This window comes from Oharaeibacter diazotrophicus (genome assembly GCF_004362745.1).
In the GTDB taxonomy this organism is placed as follows: Bacteria; Pseudomonadota; Alphaproteobacteria; order Rhizobiales; family Pleomorphomonadaceae; genus Oharaeibacter; species Oharaeibacter diazotrophicus.
This window is the reverse complement of sequence record NZ_SNXY01000006.1, coordinates 26,753-44,283: the sequence shown is the minus strand read 5'-3', so window position 1 is coordinate 44,283 and position 17,531 is coordinate 26,753. Positions and strand designations below refer to the sequence as shown.

Here is a 17,531-nt window from a genome sequence, read left to right as displayed (position 1 = left end):
AGCCGAGACCGGCACGACTTCGCCGATTCGACCTAAGTCGCCGGCTCGACGCGGCTCGCCGGGCGCAGCGGCGCCGGCAGCCGGCGTTCGCGCCAGAAGGTGTAGACGCCGGTGGCGACGACGATGGCGATGCCGAGAACCGTGGGGCCGTCGGGCACGTCGCCCCAGACCAGCCAGCCGATCAGCACGGCGTAGGGGATGAAGGCGTAGCGGAACGGGGCGACCACCGACACCTCGCCGTGGCGCATGGCGATCACCAGGAAGAAGGTGCCGGCGACGAAGAACACCGCCGCGCCGCCGATCAGCCCCGCCTCCCCGGTGCCGAGCGCGACCCAGGGCGCGCCGACCACCGACAGAACCACGCCGAGCAGCGTGACCGCGACCGAGGTCGCGAGCGTGACCAGCACGGTGGGCGTATCGGCCGGTACCGCGCGGGTGACGAAGTCGCGCACGACCATGGCGACCACCGCGATCAGGGCGACCACGGCCCAGAGGTCGAAGCCGTCGGCGCCGGGGCGCACGATGATCATGATGCCGAGGAAGCCGACGACGACCGCCGTCCAGCGCCGCCAGCCGACCGGCTCGCCGAGGAAGAGCGCGCCGACCGCCGTCATCATCAGCGGCGCCGCCTGGGCGATGCTGGAGGCGACCGCGATCGGGATGTGGAACAGCGCGCCGACGTAGAGCAGCGTCGACGCCGCCTCGGCGATGCCGCGCAGCACGACGCCGCGCGCGAACAGCAGCCGCCAACGCGTGAAGGCGCCGCCGTGCCAGGCGATCGCGGCGACGATCGCCGAGGCGAGGAGACCGCGCAGCACCAGGATCTGGCCGAAGGGCACGGTGTCGCCGGCCGCCTTCACCATCGTGTCGTTGAGGATGTAGGCGAGGCAGCAGGCGAGCATCGCGAGGATGCCGCGGACGTTGTCGCGGACGGCAGGCATGGCGGAGGACGAGGAATCCGATTGCGGCTCGCGGGAGCGGGCGGAGGTGCCCCTGCTATCGGGGCAAGGCGGGCGGATTGCAAGGGGGGAACCTCCCGGACGCCGAGCGGCTGCCATGCAACCGTGCACACCTCCCAAGTTGTTGTTTGGTGCAATTCGGCTTCAGAACCCATCGCGACTTCGACACCAAATAGAGTCACGCTCCCATCACGCATGATATGCCGTCATCTGCACCCCAATAGGGGTTCCCGTCGACTATAGGGACCTCCATTGATTCGGAATTTCCTATTGATTAGGAATTTCCTGTTGAAATCGACTCGCTCATCCTGTAGTGGGATGCCTCTCTCAATTTGACGATCCCGTAAGCGAACGGGCATCGACATCACGGAGCCACCATCATGACCGGACAAGAGGCGCTTCAGCGGCTGCAGGCGGATTTTCACGAGCAGCTCGAGATCATCCGCCAGGAGGGCGCGATCGACCTGAAGTGCCTCTCGGGCCTTCGGGCCGAGCGTGCGACCGAGGCGTTCGCCTGGACGCTGGCCAACGCCCTCCGGCAGCGCAAGGCGCACGGCTTCATGACGGACGACCAGCTCGACGCCGTCTTCGCCTGCTGACGACACCGGGCGCCTCTTCGAGAGGCGCCCTTTTTTTGCCGAGCTGCACAACCATGACGAGTTCTCTTCCGCAGAAGTTCACCGAGATTTTCACGGACATCGCGTTGAAGGCCGCCGAGGACACCCAGGGCGGCGCCGGCATCCACAGCGAACCGATGCGGAGTTGGCGGCGATTCGCGGCGACCGTCCAAGGGGTGGTCGGCGAGGTCGCGCGCTTCAAGGTCCGGGACCCGTTCGACTTCCGCGCCGTCGAAAGCGCGGAGGCGGCGGCGGTGCGCGACGTCTTCCTCGGACCGGCCGACCGGCCGCTGAAATCGTTCAACGTCATCGGCCTGGAGAACGACCCGAAGCTCTGCGAGATCCTGGTCGACATCGGTCAGTCCGACGTCTGGAAGAGGTTCGCCATCGCCAAGGAGGCGAGCCACGCCATCCTGAAGAGCGTCGCCGAGGCGGAGCACTGGGGCCGGGAGGACGACGGTCTCGATCCCTATCCCGCCACCATCGGCGACGGCGAGATCCTCGAGCTGTTCCGCAGCCTCGGCGCCGAGCCGTTCTCGCTCGGCGACTTCGACGGCGAGTTCTACAATCCCAAGGTCAAGATCGAGAACGCCGCCGAGGCCCTCGCCTTCCTGCTGCTGGTGCCGTGGAGCGAGGTGCGCAAGGAGCGGATCCTGTGGGAGGCCTCCGGCGAGAAGATCCACGACTTCAGCGTCTTCGCCGAGAAGCACCGGATCCCGCAGCACTATGCCGAGGTGTTCGTGGTGAACCCGGCCGCGCCGAAGCTCGACGCGATGCTGGAGGAGGCGATGCGGGCGGCCGGGCTCGACATCGACGGGCGGCGGATCGGAACCGGCCACGCCGAGTTCGTCCCCGATCCGCGGCCGGGAACAGGCCCCGTAAAGTTCGTCGCCGATCCGCGGCCGGGAACAGGCCCCGAAACCAAACCGAAGTCCGGACCGGGCGTCGGCGGCGCCAAGGGGCCGGGCGGGAGGCGGCCGTGACGGCGGCGGACACCCCGGCGGATCCCACGAGGCTGGCGAACCTGGACTTCGCCGTCCACCGGTCGCGGCGCTACCACAACAAGCTGAAGGCCCACTACGACGGGCTGAACCGCCTCGCGATGACGTTGGTGCTGATCGGCGGTTCCGCTACCTTCGGAAGGCTGACCGCCCCGGACGGCAGCGACCAGGGCGCGATCAACTGGCTCGCGGTGATCGCCAGCGCCACCGTCACGGCGCTGGCGGCGTTCGACCGCACCTTCGGACTCGCCGAAAAGGCACGCCTCCACCAGGACCTCTATCGCCGCTTCAGTGCGCTGGCGGCCGAGATCGCCGTGGCGGGAGCCGACATGACCACGACGCAACTGAACGACTTCGTCGCCAAGCGGCTCCACATCGAGGCGGACGAACCGGGCGAGAAGCGCATCGTCAACCTGATCTGCCACAACGAGGAAGCACTCGCGCGCGGGCAGACCAACCTCTACCGGATCCCCGCCATCGCGGCGGCGACCGCCTTCTTCCTGACATGGCGGATTCCGGAAGAAGCGGACGCGGTGCCGAGCGATCCCGTCCCGCCGGCATCGCCGACGCCGGGGTCGTGCGCTGCGACGTCCGACGGATAGCCGCGCCCCCGCCGGCGACGGGTCTTCGCCTGCCCATACTTCGATCTCAGGCGGCGCGGAATGCAGCTTGCCGGATGTAATTTCCTTTTCAATAATCGCGTGATCAACAATCCAACGCCGCCACCGCGGCGTCCGGGGAGGATCGCCATGCCGTTCCAACGTCTCGACCGTGGTCAGGTGGCGGAGTTGGCGGAGGGGCTGGGGATCCGGTTGTCGGAGGACGAGACGGCGGTCTTCGCCGAGCGGATGGCCGAGCAGGTCGGCGCGCTCGACGACTTCATGGAGATGCGGCTGGAGGAGCACCGGCCGCCGCGCCGGCACTTGGCGCGCGATCCCGGGCGGCGCCCGACGGCGGCCGAGGACCCGCTCAACGCCTTCATCCGCCGCTGCGAGGTGCCGGGGGCGGCGACCGGGCCGCTCGCGGGCAAGCGGGTGGCGGTGAAGGACCACACCGCGGTGGCCGGCGTGCCGATGACGCTCGGCTCGCACTTCCTCGACGGCTACACGCCCGACTTCGACGCCACCATCGTGACGCGGCTGCTCGACGCCGGCGCGACGGTGATCGGCAAGACCAACATGGAGGATTTCTCGTTCGGCGGCCCGGGCTTCTCCGGGATCGGCGACTTCGGCCGCCCGCTGAACCCGCACGACCCCGCCCATGTCACCGGCGGGTCGTCGTCGGGATCGGGGGCGGCGGTGGCGTCGGGTGCGGCCGACATCGGCATCGGCGGCGACCAGGGCGGCTCGATCCGGATCCCGGCGGCGTGGTGCGGCTGCGTCGGCCTGAAGGCGAGCTTCGGGCTGATCCCGCACAGCGGCGTGTTCGGCCTGGAGCCGAGCATCGACTTCGTCGGGCCGATGACGCGGACGGTGGCCGACCTCGCCACGGTGCTCGCCGTCCTCGCCGGGCCGGACGGCTACGATCCGCGCCAGGGCGAAGTGCCGGCGGCGCTGCCGGACTACGTCGGCGCGACGGGCAAGCCGGTGGCGGGGCTCCGGATCGGCGTGCTCGCCGAGGGCTTCGGCTGGCCGGGCGGCGAGGCGGCGGTGGACGAGGTGGTACGGGCGGCGATCGCCGTGCTGGTCGAGGCCGGGGCGACGGCGGTGCCGGTCTCGGTGCCGCTGCACCGCTCGGCGCTGGCGGCGCTGACCCCGCTCTACCTCGAGGGCGCGCGCCAAGGGCTCGACGGCAACTTCGCCGGCGCCTTCGGCGGGGCGTTCCGGCCGGCCTCGTTCATGGCGGCCTTCGGGCGCGGCAAGCGCGGCCACTCGCACGAACTGCCGTTGAACTTCAAGCTGATGGCGATGGCCGGCACCTATGCGCACGAGCGCTACGACGGCCGGCTCGCCGCCAAGGCCCACGCGGTACGGCCGGCCTTCGCTGCGCAGTACGCCGCCGCCTTCGCCGGCTGCGACCTCTTGGCGATGCCGACCGTGCCGGTGCGGGCGCCGCGCTACGTGACGCCGGAGAGCGCGATCGACGCGGTCGACCGCACGCTGTTCGGCGGCCGGCGCGGCGCGGACCTCGGGTTGGCGGTCGCCAACTGCGCGCCGTTCAACTTCGTCGGCCTGCCGGCGGCGAGCCTGCCCTGCGCCAAGGTCGACGGCCTGCCCGTCGGGCTGCAGTTGGTGGCGCCGATGTGGCGCGAGGACCTCCTGCTGACGGCGGCGCACGCCTTCGAGGCCGCGGTCGGCGTCGGCGCCTTCGATCCGCCGGCGGCGGGGTGATGCCGCCGTCGCCGCCACGGCGCCGTTGCGCTAGACTGGCCCGAACGCGGAAGACGGTTCGGGAGGACGGCATGAGGCGGACGACGATCGCGGCGATGGCCCTGGCGCTGGCGGGCTGCGTGCAAGCGGCTCCGCCGCCCCCTCCCCCGATCGCCGACGGCCGCGTGTTCGACCCGCAGCCGCCGCGCGGCCCCGGCTCGGGCGGCCCGGTGCAGTACCGACCGCCGGGCGGGTCCGGATCGGGTTCGGGCGGGCCGGTGCAATACGATCCGCCGCCGAACCCGGGCGCGGCCTGCAACGCGGCGGCGGTCGCCTCCTTCCGCGGCGCGACGCCCGACGCGGCGACGCTCGGCGCGATCAAGGCACGCTCGGGCGCCAAGCTGGTGCGCACCGTGCCGTTCGGGATGGCGGTGACGATGGAGTTCCAGTTCGGCCGGCTGACCATCGGCCTCGACCGCGCCGGGCGGATCGACACGATCTCCTGCAGTTGAAGCCCGACTGGTGACGTCCCGACTCGCCGGGACGTGACGAGGTTTCGGCCTCGGGGCCGGTGCCGGCCCGCGCCCGGGATCAGCCGCCGGTGACGCTCATGTGGCGGTGGACGGCCGGGGCGGCGCGCTCGCGGTCGATGACGAAGTCGTGGCCCTTGGGCTTGCGGCCGATCGCCTCGTCGATGGCGGCGTCGATCAGGTGGTCGGACTCCGAGGCGCGCAGCGGCGCGCGCAGGTCCGCGGCGTCCTCCTGGCCGAGGCACATGTAGAGCGTGCCGGTGCAGGTGACGCGGACGCGGTTGCAGCTCTCGCAGAAATTGTGGGTCATCGGCGTGATGAAGCCGAGCCGCCCGCCGGTCTCCTCGACGCGGACGTAGCGGGCCGGGCCACCGGTCTTGTAGGGGATGTCGGTGAGGGTGAAGCGGTCCATCAGGTCGGCGCGCACGCGCGACAGCGGCAGGTACTGGTCGGTGCGGTCCTGCTCGATCTCGCCGAGCGGCATGGTCTCGATCAGCGTGAGGTCGAAGCCGCGGTCGTGGGCCCAGCGGATCATCGGCTCGATCTCGTCCTCGTTGACGCCCTTCAGCGCCACCGCGTTGACCTTGACGCCGAGGCCGGCCTTCTCGGCGGCGTCGATGCCGGCGAGCACCTTGGAGAGGTCGCCCCAACGGGTGATGCGGCGGAACTTGACCGGGTCGAGCGTGTCGATCGAGACGTTGACGCGGCGGACGCCGCAGGCGGCGAGTTCGGCGGCGTAGCGGCCGAGCTGCGAGCCGTTGGTGGTGAGGGTAAGTTCCTCGAGCGCGCCCGAATCGAGATGGCGCGACAGCGAGCGGAACAGCTGCATGATGTCGCGCCGGACCAGCGGTTCGCCGCCGGTGAGGCGCAGCCGCCGAACGCCCTTGCGCACGAAGGCCGAGCAGAGCCGGTCGAGCTCCTCGAGGGTCAGGATGTCCCGCTTGGGCAGGAACGTCATGTCCTCGGCCATGCAGTAGACGCAGCGGAAGTCGCAGCGGTCCGTCACCGAGACGCGGAGATAGGACACGGTGCGCCCGAACGGGTCGATCAGCGCGGGCGACGTCGGCGTCCGATCGGCAGCGATGGTCATGGGGGTCCTCGATCTTCCTCGCTCGGGCGGCGGTCCGCCGGTTCACCATCCGCCTGGGAACGAACGGCGTCCCCAGGGACGGGCCGGCCTTCGCGGCCGCCGCGCTTCTCCCGGATCCGAGCATATAGGAGGTCGCGGGGGAATTTGAAGCGACCGAACGCCCCGGTGCCGGACAGAACCCTCGGCCTTTCGGCCGACGGCAATCAGACCTGCTTGTCCTTTTCGACCGGCACGAACTGCAGCGGCAGCGCGGTGGTGTACTTGATCTGCTCCATCGCGAAAGAGGACGAGACGTCGGCGATGTCGATGCGGGCGATCAGCTTCTTGTAGAAGGCGTCGTAGGCCTCGATGTCGGGCACGACGACCCGGAGCAGGTAGTCGACCTGACCGCTCATCCGGTAGAACTCGACCACCTCGGGGAAGTCGCGGATCACCTCGGCGAAACGCTTCAGCCATTCCTCGGAATGCTGGTTGGTGGTGATCGCCACGAAGACGGTGACCTTGGCGTTGATCTTCTTCGGGTCCAGCACCGCGACGCGGCGACGGATCACGCCGTCCTCCTCGAGCTTCTGGATGCGGCGCCAGCACGGCGTCGTCGACAACCCCACGCGCTTGCCGATCTCGGCGACGGGGATGGTCGCATCCTCCTGGAGGATGGAGAGGATCTTGCGGTCCAGACGGTCGATCACTTGGGAAGCCTCGGGCTGAATGGCGAAGGCTGAGAATGACATTCCACGCCGACGCCCATCTGATGGCTTGGAGTAGAAATCCATTCTCCGGCCGAAGTCAATGCCGCCGCGGTCCCGACGGCGTCCCGGCCGAGCGGGCGGGTGGATCGACGCGATCGACCAATCGTTAACCACACGGCCGAACGGCCCCTTAAGGTTCCCGCGCGTAGTTTCCGAAAGACTGCGGGGAACGCGTAAAGCCGGTGCCGGCGCGCGAAATGCCTAGACGGGGCGTGATGACCGACACGACGATCGGACGCACGGCGGATCGGACGGAGATGAATCGGCGCAAGGCCGATCGTCGCCGCGAGACCTCGCGCGCGGTCCGGGACGTCCGCGAGCGGCTGTCGTCGTCGACGGGCACGCGCCCGGCCTTCGACTACGAGCTGATGCTCGGCTACGCCCGCAACCGCGTCTCGGCCTTCGCGGCGGTGGCGGTTTTCGTGGCGGTGATCGCGGCGACCGCGAGCTACTGGATCGCGCTGCCGCTGGCGGCGGGCTGGGGCACCGCGGCGCTGGCGACCCTCGCGCTCAACTGGCTGATCTGCCGTCGCTTCCTCGGCACGTCGCCGGAGGATGTCAAGCTCGCCTACTGGCGCCGGCAGTTCGCGATCACCGAGGCGCTGTTCGGCCTCGCCTTCGGCGCGCTCGCCTTCCTGCCGACCGCCGAGCCGGGCCAGCTCGGCGTGTTCGCCTTCGGCGCCCTCCTCACCGCGATCGCGGTGACCGGCATGGTGGCGAGCAACCTGCCGCAGGCGGTGATCTGGGGCACGCTGCCGATGGCCGTGTTCGGCAGCGCCGAAATGGCGATGACCCAGGCATTCGTCGGCTACACCATGGCCGGCTTCGTGGTGATCGCGGAGGGCTTCTTCGTGCTGCTCGCGATCCGCCTGCACGAGACCTCGCTGACGGTGCTGGAGTTCCGCGCCGAGAAGGACGCGCTGATCGCCGAACTCGAGCAGGCCAAGGCGGTGTCGGACGACAGCCGCCGCCGCGCCGAGGAGGCCAACCTCGCCAAGTCGCGCTTCCTGGCGACCATGAGCCACGAGCTCCGCACGCCGCTCAACGCGATCCTCGGCTTCTCCGAGATCATGAAGGGCGAGGTGTTCGGGCCGATGGGCAACGACCACTATCGCGAATACGTCACCGACATCCACAATTCAGGCACCCACCTCCTCAACCTGATCAACGAGATCCTCGACCTCTCCCGCATCGAGGCCGGGCGCTACGCGCTGAACGAGGAGGCGGTGCGGCTCGCCGACGTGGTGGAGGACTGCCACCACCTGATCAAGCTGAAGGCCAAGACCAAGGGCCTGACCATCCACGAGCAGTTCGAGCCTAATCTGCCGAAGCTGTGGGCCGACGAGCGCGGCCTGCGCCAGATCGTGCTGAACCTCCTGTCGAACGCGGTGAAGTTCACCCCGACCGGCGGCGAGATCTGGGTCAAGATGGGCTGGACCGCCGGCGGCGGCCAGTATGTCAGCGTGCGCGACAACGGCCCCGGCATTCCCGAGGAGGAGATCCCGATCGTGCTGTCGGCCTTCGGCCAGGGCTCGCTCGCGATCAAGACGGCCGAACAGGGCACCGGCCTCGGCCTGCCGATCGTGCAGGCGCTGGTCACCATGCACGGTGGCACCTTCGACCTGCGCTCCAAGCTCCGCGAGGGCACCGAGGTCACCGTGACCTTCCCGCCGGCGCGGGTGATGGAGGTGATGCACCAGATCGCCGAACCGTCGGGGCCCGACGAGCGCCGCCCCGGCGGCTTCCACGACGCGCGCCGCCGGGCCTGAGCCCGCCAGGGATCGCCCGCCTCCCGTCCGTCTCCCTTTTCGCGCCCGCGTCAGCCCTTCTCGGCGACGCCGGCCTGATCGAAGGTCGCCATGCCGGCATGGGTGGCGGCGGCGGCCTTGACGAGCGCGGCGGCGAGCGCGGCGCCGGTGCCCTCGCCGAGGCGGAGGCCGAGGTCGAGCAGCGCGGTCTTGCCGAGCCGCTCCAGCACCGCGCCGTGGGCGCCCTCGGCCGAGCGGTGGCCGACCAGGACGTGGTCGACCGCGGCGGGATCCATCGCGTGCAACACGGCGGCGGCGGCGGTGGCGACGAAGCCGTCGACGATCACCGGCACGTGCTCGAATCGGGCCGCGATCAGGGCACCGACCATGGCCGCGATCTCGCGGCCGCCGACCCGGCGCAGCACCTCGAGCGGATCGCGGCGGCCCTCGCCGAGGCGGGCGACCGCGGCGGCGACGGCGTCGCGCTTGCGGGCGAGGCCCTCGTCGTCGACGCCGGTGCCGCGGCCGACCCAGTCGGCGGCGTCGCCGCCGTAGAGACCGTGGTAGATCGCCGCGGCGACGGTGGTGTTGCCGATGCCCATCTCGCCGACGATCAGGAGGTCGGCGCCGCCGGCGACCGATTCCATGCCGAAGGCGATGGTGGCGGCGCAGCCGGCCTCGTCGAAGGCGTCGGCGACGGTGATGTCCGGCGTCGGCACCTCGAGGGCGAGTTCGAGCACCTTGAGGCCGAGGTCGAAGGCGACGCACATCTGGTTGATGGCGGCGCCGCCGGCGGCGAAATTCGCCACCATCTGCTCGGTCACCGAGGGCGGAAAGGCCGAGACGCCGCGGGCGGCGACGCCGTGATTCGCCGCGAAGATCGACACCACCGGGCGGTCGACCCGCGGGGTCGGCCGGGCCTGCCACGCCGCCAGCCACTCGACGAGCGTCTCCAGGCGGCCGAGCGAGCCGGCGGGCTTGGTGAGGCGGGCGTCGCGCCGGCGCACCGCGTCGACCGCGTCGGCGTCCGGCCCGGGCATGCGGGAGACCAGGCTGCGGATGTCGTCGAACGGCAGGGCGGAGAGGGCGAGCGACATCGGCGGTCCTTGTGCGTGGGCCGCGGCGGGCGGCCGGTCTCGGGCGAGCGCCCGCGCGGCGGTGCGGCGGCGGGCGGCGGCGACGCGGGTGGCGCCGCGGAGCGGCCTCGTATACACGAGCCCCGACGGCCCGGACAGACCGTGGTGACCATCCGATGCGCCCGCCCTCCCCTTCGCGCGTGATCGCCGACCTCGCCGGATGCCTGCGCTTCTTCTCGCGCCTGCCGGTGCCGCCGCTGTCGGCCGCGGACGATCCGGCGGCGCTGCCGGAGATGCGGCGCGCCGCCGCGCTGGTGCCGCTCGCCGGCGTGGTGATCGCCCTGCCCGGCGCGGTGGTGGCCGCGCTGGCGGTGGCGGTCGGACTGCCGGACCTCCTCGCCGGCGCCCTGACGGTGGCGGCCCTGGCGGCGGCGACCGGCGCGCTCCACGAAGACGGCCTCGCCGACAGCGCCGACGGCCTTTACGGCGGCGGCTCGCGGGAGCGCCGCCTCGAGATCATGCGCGACAGCCGGATCGGCAGTTTCGGCGCCCTCGCCCTCGCGCTGACGACGCTCGCCCGCGCCTCCGCCTTCGCCGCGCTCGCACCGGCCGGACCGGCGGCGGTGGCGGCGGCCGTGCTGGCGGCGGCGGCGGTCGGGCGCGCCGGCATGGTCGGGCTGTGGTGGGCGCTGCCGCCGGCGCGGACCGACGGGCTCTCGGCGGGCGCCGGCCGACCGGGTGCGGCGGCCGCGGCGGTCGCGTCGGCGACCGGGCTGGTCGTGGCGGCGGCGGCGCTGGCGGCGGCGGGGCCGGGGCGGGTCGCGCTCGGGCTGTGCGCGACCGGACTCGCGGTGGCCGCGGTCGGCCGGATCGCGCGGGCGAAGATCGGCGGCCAGACCGGCGACGTGCTCGGCGCGGCCGAACTCCTCGGCGAGACCGCGTTCCTGACGGGGCTGCTGGCCGGAGGCAACGGCTGAGTCGCCGCGGGCACCGCGACCTTCGCGGCGGTTGATGTGCCGGCGCGGAGCGCCTACTTCGGGAGGGTCCGTTCCCGGCGAGGAGCCCGCATGCCCAGCGTCTCGACGCCCTGCGTCAAGCTCTGCACGATCGACCCGGTCTCCGGCCTCTGCCGGGGCTGCCGGCGCACGCTCGACGAGATTGCGCGCTGGGGATCGATGAGCGAGCGCGAACGGCGCGCGCTGATGGCGGCCCTCACCGCCCGCGGCGCCGCGGAGTTGTCACCGTGAGGCGCGGCGTCGTGCTGCCGCTGGCGCTGGCGATCGCCGTGACCGGCCTCGCCGCGCTGCTGCTGTTCGGCGACGACGGCGGCATCCTCGGCCTCGACGACGAGCGCTTCGCCGCCCTGTTCAAGATGGGTGCGATCGGGCTGGTGATCGCGGCCGCGCTGATCGGCGGCCGCGGTCGGTTCTCGCCGCGGCTCTGGCACGCGGCGGTGTGGCTGGCGCTGATCGTGGCGCTGATGGCCGGCTGGCAGATCGCCCACGGCTGAGCGCAACGCCCCGCCGTCAGGCGGCGGAGCGTGCGGGACGGCGCAGCGCGGCGAGCGCGGCGTCGAGCACCTCGAGGCCGGCGCCGGGCTCGACCGCCCCCTCGGTGAGGATGCGGCGGAAGGCGCGGGCGCCGGGCCGGCCCTGGAACAGGCCGAGCATGTGCCGGGCGACGTGGCCGACCCGGCCGCCCTTTGCGAGGTGGTCGGCGATCGGGCCTCGCATGGAGTCGACGACCTCGAAGAGGTCGGGGTCGGGGCCGGTCTCGCCGTAGAAGCGGCGGTCGACGGCGGCGAGCAGGGCCGGCTCGTGATAGGCGGCGCGGCCGAGCATGACGCCGTCGAGCCCGGCGATCGCCGCCTCGGCGGCCTCGAGCGAGCCGATGCCGCCGTTGATGCCGACGAAGACCTGCGGCAACCGCGCCTTCAGCCGCCGGACGCGGCCGTAGTCGAGCGGCGGAACGTCGCGGTTCTCCTTGGGCGAAAGACCCTTCAGCCAGGCCTTGCGGGCGTGGACCCAGATCGCGTCGGTGCCGGCGGCGACGACGGCGTCGGCGAGGGTGTCGAGCGCCTCCTCGGGGTCCTGGTCGTCGACGCCGATGCGGCACTTGACGGTGACCGGGATCGACACCGCCGCGCGCAGGGCGGCGACGCAGTCGCCGACGAGAGCGGGCTCGCGCATCAGGCAGGCTCCGAAGCGGCCGGACTGGACCCGGTCGGACGGACAGCCGACGTTGAGGTTGACCTCGTCGTAGCCGTAGTCGGCCGCGATGCGGGCGGCGGCGGCGAGCTCGGCCGGATCGGAGCCGCCGAGCTGCAGCGCCACCGGGTGCTCCTCGGGGAAGAAGCCGAGCAGGCGGTCGCGATCGCCGTGGATCACGGCGGCGGAGGTGACCATCTCGGTGTAGAGCAGCGCGTGGCGCGACAGCCGACGGTGGAACAGCCGGCACCAGCGGTCGGTCCAGTCCATCATCGGCGCGACCGCGAACCTGTGGTGGGGATAGCCGGCCATCTCTCGCCTTCTCGTCCGGCGCGGATCCTGCGCCTCGTCGTCCCCTCCATATCGCCGACGCGGCCCGGCTCGGCAAGGCGCCGTGTCCGGCGGGTTCATCGGCGGTTCAGTTGCGCCGGCGCAGGATCGCGGCGTTCGGGCGGAGGCCGTCCGGACGCCGCGACGCGGTGGACGGCGGACGACGGCGCGCTAGCTGGAACGTGGCGGGGCCGGTCGACGGCCCTGCGTCATCGGGAGCCGGCGGGGCGACCAAGGTGCGCCTTGCGGAAGGCGCGGGAATGGGAATAGTTGCGGTCCGGGGTCCAGTTCGGGACGACCGAGCGCCGGGCCGGGAGCGACGAGGAAGGGGTAACATGAAGAAGATTCTGGTTCTGACCGCCGTTGCGTTCGCGGCGATGTCGTCGGCTGCCCTGGCGGGCGATCCGGCCGCCGGCGAGAAGGTCTTCAAGAAGTGCATGGCCTGCCACGCCGTCGGCGAGGGCGCCAAGAACAAGGTCGGCCCGGCGCTGAACGGCGTCGTCGGCTCGGTGATCGGCAAGCACCCGGAGGACTACCAGTTCTCCAAGGCGCTGCAGGAGATGGGCGCCGCCGGCAAGGTCTGGGACGAGGCCGCGCTGACCGAGTGGCTGAAGAGCCCCAAGGCGTTCGCGCCGGGGACCAAGATGGCCTTCGCCGGCCTGAAGAAGGACGAGGAGATCGCCGACGTGATCGCCTACCTCGAGACCTTCAAGTGATCTGACGACCGGGGCGCTCCCCGCGCTCTTCGACGCCCGGTCCCCTTCGCGGGGGGCCGGGCGTTTTCGTTTCGGGGACGCGGTCAGCCGAACATGTCGGCGACGATGGCGGCGTACCAGGCGGCGGCCTCCTCGGCACCCTTGCGGCGGTCCTCGGCGCTCTCGCCGGACTTGCTGACGAAGGACACCTTGGCCGCGAGCGCGCCGTCCTTCGGCTCGTAGACGCCGCCGACCTTCACGCCGTCGTCGGGAGCGATCAGGCTCCAGCAGGTGTTGAACAGCAGCGGATCCGACGGCGCACGGCCGGCGAGGTCCGCGAGCAGGTGGAAGGCCGCGGCCTTGGCCTGGCTGTTGGCCGAGAAGGCCGACTTCGGCATCTCGCCCGCCTTGCTCGAATCGCCGACCACCGTGATCGCCGGATCGACCGCCGAGGCGAAGGTGACCGGATCGACCGCGCACCAACCGTCCTCGCCGGCGAGACCGGCCGCGATCGCGATCGCCCCCGCGGTCTGCGGCGGGATCACGGAGACGAGGTCGCCGTGGAAGCTGTCGAGCTGGGTCTCGATCACCATCCGGTCGGGATCGCAGCCCTTCAGGCCGCCGTGGACGGACGGCGGCAGCCACTCGACCATGCCGGGATAGTGCGCCTCCCACCCCTCCTGGAACAGCGCCTGCTTGGAGAACTTCTCCTTGCCGTCGAGGATCACGATCTTGGAACGGGCGTGACCGCGCGCCTTCAGGGACGCCGCCATCAGCGACACCCGCTCGTAGGGGCCAGGCGGGCAGCGATAGGGCATCGCCGGGACAGTCATCACGATCGTGGCGCCGTCGTCGAGGGCGTCGAGACGCTCGCGCAGCGCCAGCGTCTGCGGTCCGGCCTTCCAGGCGTGCGGCATCTTCTCGACCGCGGCCTCGGAATAACCGGGCAGCGTGTCGTAGCGGAAGGCGATGCCGGGCGCGAGCACGAGCCGGTCGTAGGACACGCGCGACCCGTCGGCGAGGACGACGGCCTTGCCGTCGCGGTCGATCGAGGCCGCGCGGGCGTTCACCACGCGGATGCCGGCGGCGGCGAGGCGGTCGTAGCCGTGGGTAATGTCGGCCATCTCGCGCAGGCCGCCGATCACCCAGTTGGAGAAGAAGCAGGTGACGTAGTCCCGGTTCTCCTCGATCAGGGTGATGTCGATCCGGGGGCCGCCGTAGCTGCGCAGCACGCGGGCGGCGGTGGCACCGCCGGCGCCGCCGCCGAGCACGACGACCTTCGGCGGGGTCTGGGCGAAGGCGCCGCCGGGCAGGAGGCCCGCGGCGGAGAGGGCGAGGAAACCGCGACGATCGAGCATGGCGCGCCTCACCGCTGCTTGGCCAGGAAGGCGGCGAGCATGCCGATCTGCTCGTCGGGGATCTCGGCCGCGACGGCGGCCATCACCGGGTGCTTGCGCGCGCCGGACTTGTAGTCCGTCAGCGCCTTGACCACCTCGAAGCCGGGCCGGCCGGTGATCGCCGGGATGCCGGTGGTGGCGCCCGCGCGGTGGCAGGCGAAGCAGGTCTCGGCGAGATAGTCGATGGTGCGGCCGCCCGCCGTCGCCGACGTGGCGAGCGTGGATGCGACCGCCGCCGCGGCAAGCGCGGCGACGCTCCGGATCTTCGGCATTCCTCTCCTCCCGGCCCCGCCCGGACCGTCCCTCCGGACCGGCGCGGCACCAGCGTGGAGATTAGTCGATCGCGCCGCCGCCGGAAGGGGCGTCGCGTCGCACGGCCGTCAATCGACGGTGATGGCGGCCTCCGCGGAGACGGCGGCGCCGAGGTCGTCGGTCCAGACGCAGCGGAGAAGCCCCGACCGGGAAACCACGACGTCGAACTCGAAATAGGGATTGGCGGCCATCGCCGGCTCGAGGTCGCAGGCGAACACCTCCTCGCCGTCGAGGGTGGCGACGAAGCGGGCGACGATCAGGCGCGGGACGCGGCGGCCGTCGTCGCCCTTGCGGAAGCCCGATTCCATCGGATGACCGACCAGGGCGCGGACGGTGACCGTCTCGCCGCGGGCGGCGCGGGCGGGCAGCTTCAGACGGGCGGTGCCGAAACTCATCCCGCCTTCTCCTCGACGTCGAAGCCGCAGCCGCCGACCAGCACCTCGACCCGGCGCTCCTGCCGGAGCACACGGCCGGCCGACGTGCGCGCGAGCGCCACCACGGCCTGCGAGCGCGCGAGCCGGATCCGCGTCGAAAGCCGGCCGGTGGCCGAGGGCCCGAAGTGGAAGGTGGCGACGCGCACCAGCGGATTTTCGGGGGCGAACAGGCGCACGGCCTCGAGCCGCTCGCCGGCGGCGAGGCCGGCCGGGACGATCGAGACCGGCACCGTGTAGCCGCTCTCGACCGCCGCGTCGACCGTCAGGCCGAAGGGCGCGGACGTCACGGCGAGGCCGGCCGCGAAGGCCGCGATCTCGGCCTCGAGGCGTCCGGCGGCGGCGGCCGCCGGTCCGCCCGGAACCGTCGCCGCGAGGAGGCCGGCGACGACGAGACGCCGCGTCGGACCGTGCCGGTATGCAACCATCCTCACCTCTGCCATGCAACGAAGGTCGAACGGGCATGCCCTTAGGGCGCCAAAAGACCATTGCGCCTTCTGACAAGGGCCCTAGTATAGATGGCCAATGCCGACAGCGCGACTCCCGCCTGTCGAGCACCTCTCGTCGGAATTGGGGATCGGCGAAAGTGGAGCGAGTCGACGTATCCAGGCGCACCAGCAGTGCGCTCCGCGCGCTTTCGCACGAGCAGCGTCTCCTGATCCTCAGTCACCTCACCGCGGCCGAGCGATCGGTCGGCGAGCTCGAGCGCATGCTCGAACTCGGCCAGCCCGCCGTGTCGCAGCAGCTCGCCCGCCTGCGCCAGGACCGGCTGGTCGTGGCGCGCCGGGAGGGCCGCGTGATCTACTACCGGGCCTCGCGCGAGCACGTCGAGACGCTGCTGACCGACCTCGCCAGCCTGCTCGGCTCGCCCTGCCCTTGCCGGGAACGGCACGACCGGATGGCCGAACGGCAGGCGGACGACGACCTGGACGATGCCGACCAGGATCCGCGCTCGGTCGCCTGATCTGCGGGGCGCGCCCGTCCGCGCGGCCCCGACGGATCGGGACCGCGCGATCGGGGGATGTCAGAGCGCCTTGGCGGCGTCGGTGACCGCGGCGCTCCAGGCGCCGACCGGCGGCTTGGTGATGACCGGGTCGGAGCCGCCGCCGAGCAGCGTCTCGACGGTCTTGTCGGCCGCGGCGGTGTCGAGCGTGCCGTCCGAACCCTCGGTCAGCTTGTTGATCTCGCCCATCATGCGGACCTGGTGCTTCTCGGTCTGGGCGCCGGTCTCGTCGTTGTCGAGGACGATCTTGGCGGCCTCCTCCGGATTGGCGCGGGCGTAGTCCCAGCCCTTCATCGACGCCTTGACGAACTTCGCCATCTTCGCGACGAAGGCCGGGTCCTTCAGCTTGTCCTCGAGCACGTAGAGGCCGTCCTCGAGCGTGGCGACGCCCTGGTCCTCGTACTTGAAGACGACCAACTGGTCGGCCGGGATGCCGGCGTCGATGACCTGCCAGTATTCGTTGTAGGTCATCGTCGAGATGCAGGCGGCCTGCTTCTGGATCAGCGGATCGACGTTGAAGCCCTGCTTCAGCACGGTGACGCCGCCGGCGCTGCCGTCGGTGGGAATGCCGAGGTGGGCCATCCAGGACAGGAACGGATACTCGTTGCCGTAGAACCAGACGCCGAGGGTCTTGCCCTTGAAGTCCTCCGGCTTGGTGATGCCGGTTTCCTTCAGGCAGGTCAGCATCATGCCCGAGCGCTTGAACGGCTGGGCGATGTTGACCAGCGGCACGCCCTTCTCGCGGCTGGCGAGGGCGGAGGGCATCCAGTCGACGATGACGTCGGCGCCGCCGCCGGCGATCACCTGCGGCGGGGCGATGTCCGGGCCGCCGGCCTTGATGGTGACGTCGAGGCCGGCCTCTTCGTAGAAGCCCTTGTCCTTGGCGACGTAGTAGCCGGCGAACTGGGCCTGGGTGACCCACTTCAGCTGCAGCGTGACGGTGTCGGCGGCGGCGGCGTCGGCGACGCCGAGGGCCGCGCCGAGGCCGAGGGCGGCGAGGAATGTCGTCTTCATGTCAGTCCCGTTCCCCTTGTTGGACCGGTTGCCCGGCTCTCGATCGCAACGGCGCCGGACGGT

21 protein-coding genes are annotated in these 17,531 nt (G+C 71.6%); 11 read left to right on the top strand and 10 right to left on the bottom strand.

The window, feature by feature from the left end; translation table 11 throughout:
• Positions 1–32 precede the first annotated feature (32 nt).
• A complete protein-coding gene (locus EDD54_RS00370) occupies positions 33–941 on the bottom strand; it encodes a DMT family transporter (protein WP_207620396.1) in 909 nt (302 codons plus the stop codon).
• A 398-nt stretch (positions 942–1,339) separates the two neighbouring features.
• Between EDD54_RS00370 and EDD54_RS00365 the strand changes: the two genes are divergently transcribed.
• The 5 genes from EDD54_RS00365 to EDD54_RS00345 all read left to right on the top strand — a co-directional run bounded on the left by EDD54_RS00365 (position 1,340) and on the right by EDD54_RS00345 (position 5,398).
• A complete protein-coding gene (locus tag EDD54_RS00365; RefSeq protein ID WP_126537635.1) occupies positions 1,340–1,558 on the top strand; it encodes a hypothetical protein in 219 nt (72 codons plus the stop codon).
• 53 nt (positions 1,559–1,611) lie between these two features.
• Positions 1,612–2,559, top strand: coding sequence for a hypothetical protein (locus EDD54_RS00360; RefSeq protein ID WP_126537637.1), 948 nt, complete (start codon positions 1,612–1,614; stop codon positions 2,557–2,559).
• Positions 2,556–3,179, top strand: coding sequence for a hypothetical protein (locus EDD54_RS00355; protein ID WP_126537639.1), 624 nt, complete (start codon positions 2,556–2,558; stop codon positions 3,177–3,179). Before EDD54_RS00360 ends, EDD54_RS00355 begins: the two co-directional genes overlap by 4 nt.
• A 147-nt stretch (positions 3,180–3,326) precedes the next feature.
• A complete protein-coding gene (locus EDD54_RS00350) occupies positions 3,327–4,907 on the top strand; it encodes an amidase family protein (protein ID WP_165644546.1) in 1,581 nt (526 codons plus the stop codon).
• Positions 4,908–4,978: 71 nt separating this feature from the next.
• Complete coding sequence (locus EDD54_RS00345; protein ID WP_165644545.1) at positions 4,979–5,398, top strand: I78 family peptidase inhibitor; 420 nt, start codon at positions 4,979–4,981, stop codon at positions 5,396–5,398.
• Between the two features lie 79 nt (positions 5,399–5,477).
• On the opposite strand, the gene moaA is transcribed toward EDD54_RS00345, so the two are convergent.
• A complete protein-coding gene (moaA, locus tag EDD54_RS00340; RefSeq protein ID WP_126537645.1) occupies positions 5,478–6,506 on the bottom strand; it encodes a GTP 3',8-cyclase MoaA in 1,029 nt (342 codons plus the stop codon).
• Positions 6,507–6,709: 203 nt separating this feature from the next.
• Positions 6,710–7,192, bottom strand: a complete 483-nt coding sequence (locus EDD54_RS00335) for an Lrp/AsnC family transcriptional regulator (protein WP_208112161.1) — start codon at positions 7,190–7,192, stop codon at positions 6,710–6,712.
• Between the two features lie 320 nt (positions 7,193–7,512).
• Here EDD54_RS00335 and EDD54_RS23610 point away from each other — a divergent pair, with 320 nt between their 5' ends.
• Positions 7,513–9,024 (top strand): sensor histidine kinase, encoded by a 1,512-nt coding sequence (locus EDD54_RS23610; protein WP_281008609.1) that lies wholly within the window; start codon positions 7,513–7,515, stop codon positions 9,022–9,024.
• A 50-nt stretch (positions 9,025–9,074) separates the two neighbouring features.
• Here EDD54_RS23610 and cobT read toward each other — a convergent pair whose 3' ends face one another.
• Positions 9,075–10,100 carry a nicotinate-nucleotide--dimethylbenzimidazole phosphoribosyltransferase gene (cobT, locus tag EDD54_RS00325; protein WP_126537651.1) on the bottom strand — a complete coding sequence of 342 codons (1,026 nt, stop codon included), beginning with the start codon at positions 10,098–10,100 and terminating at the stop codon, positions 9,075–9,077.
• Positions 10,101–10,255: 155 nt separating this feature from the next.
• Here cobT and cobS point away from each other — a divergent pair, with 155 nt between their 5' ends.
• The 3 genes from cobS to EDD54_RS00310 all read left to right on the top strand — a co-directional run bounded on the left by cobS (position 10,256) and on the right by EDD54_RS00310 (position 11,589).
• Positions 10,256–11,056 carry an adenosylcobinamide-GDP ribazoletransferase gene (gene cobS, locus EDD54_RS00320; RefSeq protein ID WP_126537653.1) on the top strand — a complete coding sequence of 267 codons (801 nt, stop codon included), beginning with the start codon at positions 10,256–10,258 and terminating at the stop codon, positions 11,054–11,056.
• Between the two features lie 90 nt (positions 11,057–11,146).
• Positions 11,147–11,326, top strand: coding sequence for a DUF1289 domain-containing protein (locus tag EDD54_RS00315; RefSeq protein ID WP_126537655.1), 180 nt, complete (start codon positions 11,147–11,149; stop codon positions 11,324–11,326).
• On the top strand, positions 11,323–11,589 hold the full coding sequence (locus EDD54_RS00310) for a hypothetical protein (RefSeq protein WP_126537657.1): 267 nt from the start codon (positions 11,323–11,325) through the stop codon (positions 11,587–11,589). The genes EDD54_RS00315 and EDD54_RS00310 overlap by 4 nt, the downstream gene beginning before the upstream one ends.
• Before the next feature lie 16 nt (positions 11,590–11,605).
• On the opposite strand, the gene dusA is transcribed toward EDD54_RS00310, so the two are convergent.
• Positions 11,606–12,598, bottom strand: coding sequence for a tRNA dihydrouridine(20/20a) synthase DusA (gene dusA / locus EDD54_RS00305; RefSeq protein WP_126537659.1), 993 nt, complete (start codon positions 12,596–12,598; stop codon positions 11,606–11,608).
• A gap of 353 nt (positions 12,599–12,951) precedes the next feature.
• On the opposite strand from dusA, the gene EDD54_RS00300 reads away from it, so the two are divergent.
• The gene (locus EDD54_RS00300; RefSeq protein ID WP_126537661.1) at positions 12,952–13,332 is read left to right on the top strand and encodes a c-type cytochrome; all 381 of its coding nucleotides are present in this window, start codon (positions 12,952–12,954) and stop codon (positions 13,330–13,332) included.
• Positions 13,333–13,415: 83 nt separating this feature from the next.
• Here the strand turns inward: EDD54_RS00300 and EDD54_RS00295 are convergent, their stop codons facing one another.
• From EDD54_RS00295 to EDD54_RS00280, 4 genes are all read right to left on the bottom strand, one after another.
• Positions 13,416–14,669 (bottom strand): NAD(P)/FAD-dependent oxidoreductase, encoded by a 1,254-nt coding sequence (locus EDD54_RS00295; RefSeq protein WP_126537663.1) that lies wholly within the window; start codon positions 14,667–14,669, stop codon positions 13,416–13,418.
• A gap of 8 nt (positions 14,670–14,677) precedes the next feature.
• A complete protein-coding gene (locus tag EDD54_RS00290) occupies positions 14,678–14,980 on the bottom strand; it encodes a c-type cytochrome (protein ID WP_126537665.1) in 303 nt (100 codons plus the stop codon).
• Between the two features lie 108 nt (positions 14,981–15,088).
• A complete protein-coding gene (locus EDD54_RS00285) occupies positions 15,089–15,415 on the bottom strand; it encodes a thiosulfate oxidation carrier complex protein SoxZ (protein WP_126537667.1) in 327 nt (108 codons plus the stop codon).
• Positions 15,412–15,879 (bottom strand): thiosulfate oxidation carrier protein SoxY, encoded by a 468-nt coding sequence (locus tag EDD54_RS00280; RefSeq protein WP_165644712.1) that lies wholly within the window; start codon positions 15,877–15,879, stop codon positions 15,412–15,414. The genes EDD54_RS00285 and EDD54_RS00280 overlap by 4 nt, the downstream gene beginning before the upstream one ends.
• Before the next feature lie 158 nt (positions 15,880–16,037).
• On the opposite strand from EDD54_RS00280, the gene EDD54_RS23310 reads away from it, so the two are divergent.
• Positions 16,038–16,415, top strand: coding sequence for an ArsR/SmtB family transcription factor (locus EDD54_RS23310; protein ID WP_425374975.1), 378 nt, complete (start codon positions 16,038–16,040; stop codon positions 16,413–16,415).
• Between the two features lie 60 nt (positions 16,416–16,475).
• Here EDD54_RS23310 and EDD54_RS00270 read toward each other — a convergent pair whose 3' ends face one another.
• Entirely contained in the window at positions 16,476–17,468 is a 993-nt protein-coding gene (locus tag EDD54_RS00270; protein ID WP_126537673.1) for an ABC transporter substrate-binding protein, read from the bottom strand.
• Positions 17,469–17,531: the final 63 nt, after the last annotated feature.

What these genes read in the sequence shown, in the direction of transcription:
- EDD54_RS00280 (WP_165644712.1), bottom strand. Translation starts at nt 15,879, where the DNA reads ATGGTTGCATACCGGCACGGTCCGACGCGGCGTCTCGTCGTCGCCGGC.
- EDD54_RS00345 (WP_165644545.1), top strand. Translation starts at nt 4,979, where the DNA reads ATGAGGCGGACGACGATCGCGGCGATGGCCCTGGCGCTGGCGGGCTGC.
- EDD54_RS00360 (WP_126537637.1), top strand. Translation starts at nt 1,612, where the DNA reads ATGACGAGTTCTCTTCCGCAGAAGTTCACCGAGATTTTCACGGACATC.
- EDD54_RS00295 (WP_126537663.1), bottom strand. Translation starts at nt 14,669, where the DNA reads ATGCTCGATCGTCGCGGTTTCCTCGCCCTCTCCGCCGCGGGCCTCCTG.
- moaA (WP_126537645.1), bottom strand. Translation starts at nt 6,506, where the DNA reads ATGACCATCGCTGCCGATCGGACGCCGACGTCGCCCGCGCTGATCGAC.
- EDD54_RS23610 (WP_281008609.1), top strand. Translation starts at nt 7,513, where the DNA reads ATGAATCGGCGCAAGGCCGATCGTCGCCGCGAGACCTCGCGCGCGGTC.
- EDD54_RS00365 (WP_126537635.1), top strand. Translation starts at nt 1,340, where the DNA reads ATGACCGGACAAGAGGCGCTTCAGCGGCTGCAGGCGGATTTTCACGAG.
- EDD54_RS00370 (WP_207620396.1), bottom strand. Translation starts at nt 941, where the DNA reads ATGCCTGCCGTCCGCGACAACGTCCGCGGCATCCTCGCGATGCTCGCC.
- EDD54_RS00270 (WP_126537673.1), bottom strand. Translation starts at nt 17,468, where the DNA reads ATGAAGACGACATTCCTCGCCGCCCTCGGCCTCGGCGCGGCCCTCGGC.
- EDD54_RS00300 (WP_126537661.1), top strand. Translation starts at nt 12,952, where the DNA reads ATGAAGAAGATTCTGGTTCTGACCGCCGTTGCGTTCGCGGCGATGTCG.
- EDD54_RS00285 (WP_126537667.1), bottom strand. Translation starts at nt 15,415, where the DNA reads ATGAGTTTCGGCACCGCCCGTCTGAAGCTGCCCGCCCGCGCCGCCCGC.
- cobT (WP_126537651.1), bottom strand. Translation starts at nt 10,100, where the DNA reads ATGTCGCTCGCCCTCTCCGCCCTGCCGTTCGACGACATCCGCAGCCTG.
- EDD54_RS00315 (WP_126537655.1), top strand. Translation starts at nt 11,147, where the DNA reads ATGCCCAGCGTCTCGACGCCCTGCGTCAAGCTCTGCACGATCGACCCG.
- EDD54_RS00350 (WP_165644546.1), top strand. Translation starts at nt 3,327, where the DNA reads ATGCCGTTCCAACGTCTCGACCGTGGTCAGGTGGCGGAGTTGGCGGAG.
- dusA (WP_126537659.1), bottom strand. Translation starts at nt 12,598, where the DNA reads ATGGCCGGCTATCCCCACCACAGGTTCGCGGTCGCGCCGATGATGGAC.
- cobS (WP_126537653.1), top strand. Translation starts at nt 10,256, where the DNA reads ATGCGCCCGCCCTCCCCTTCGCGCGTGATCGCCGACCTCGCCGGATGC.
- EDD54_RS00290 (WP_126537665.1), bottom strand. Translation starts at nt 14,980, where the DNA reads ATGCCGAAGATCCGGAGCGTCGCCGCGCTTGCCGCGGCGGCGGTCGCA.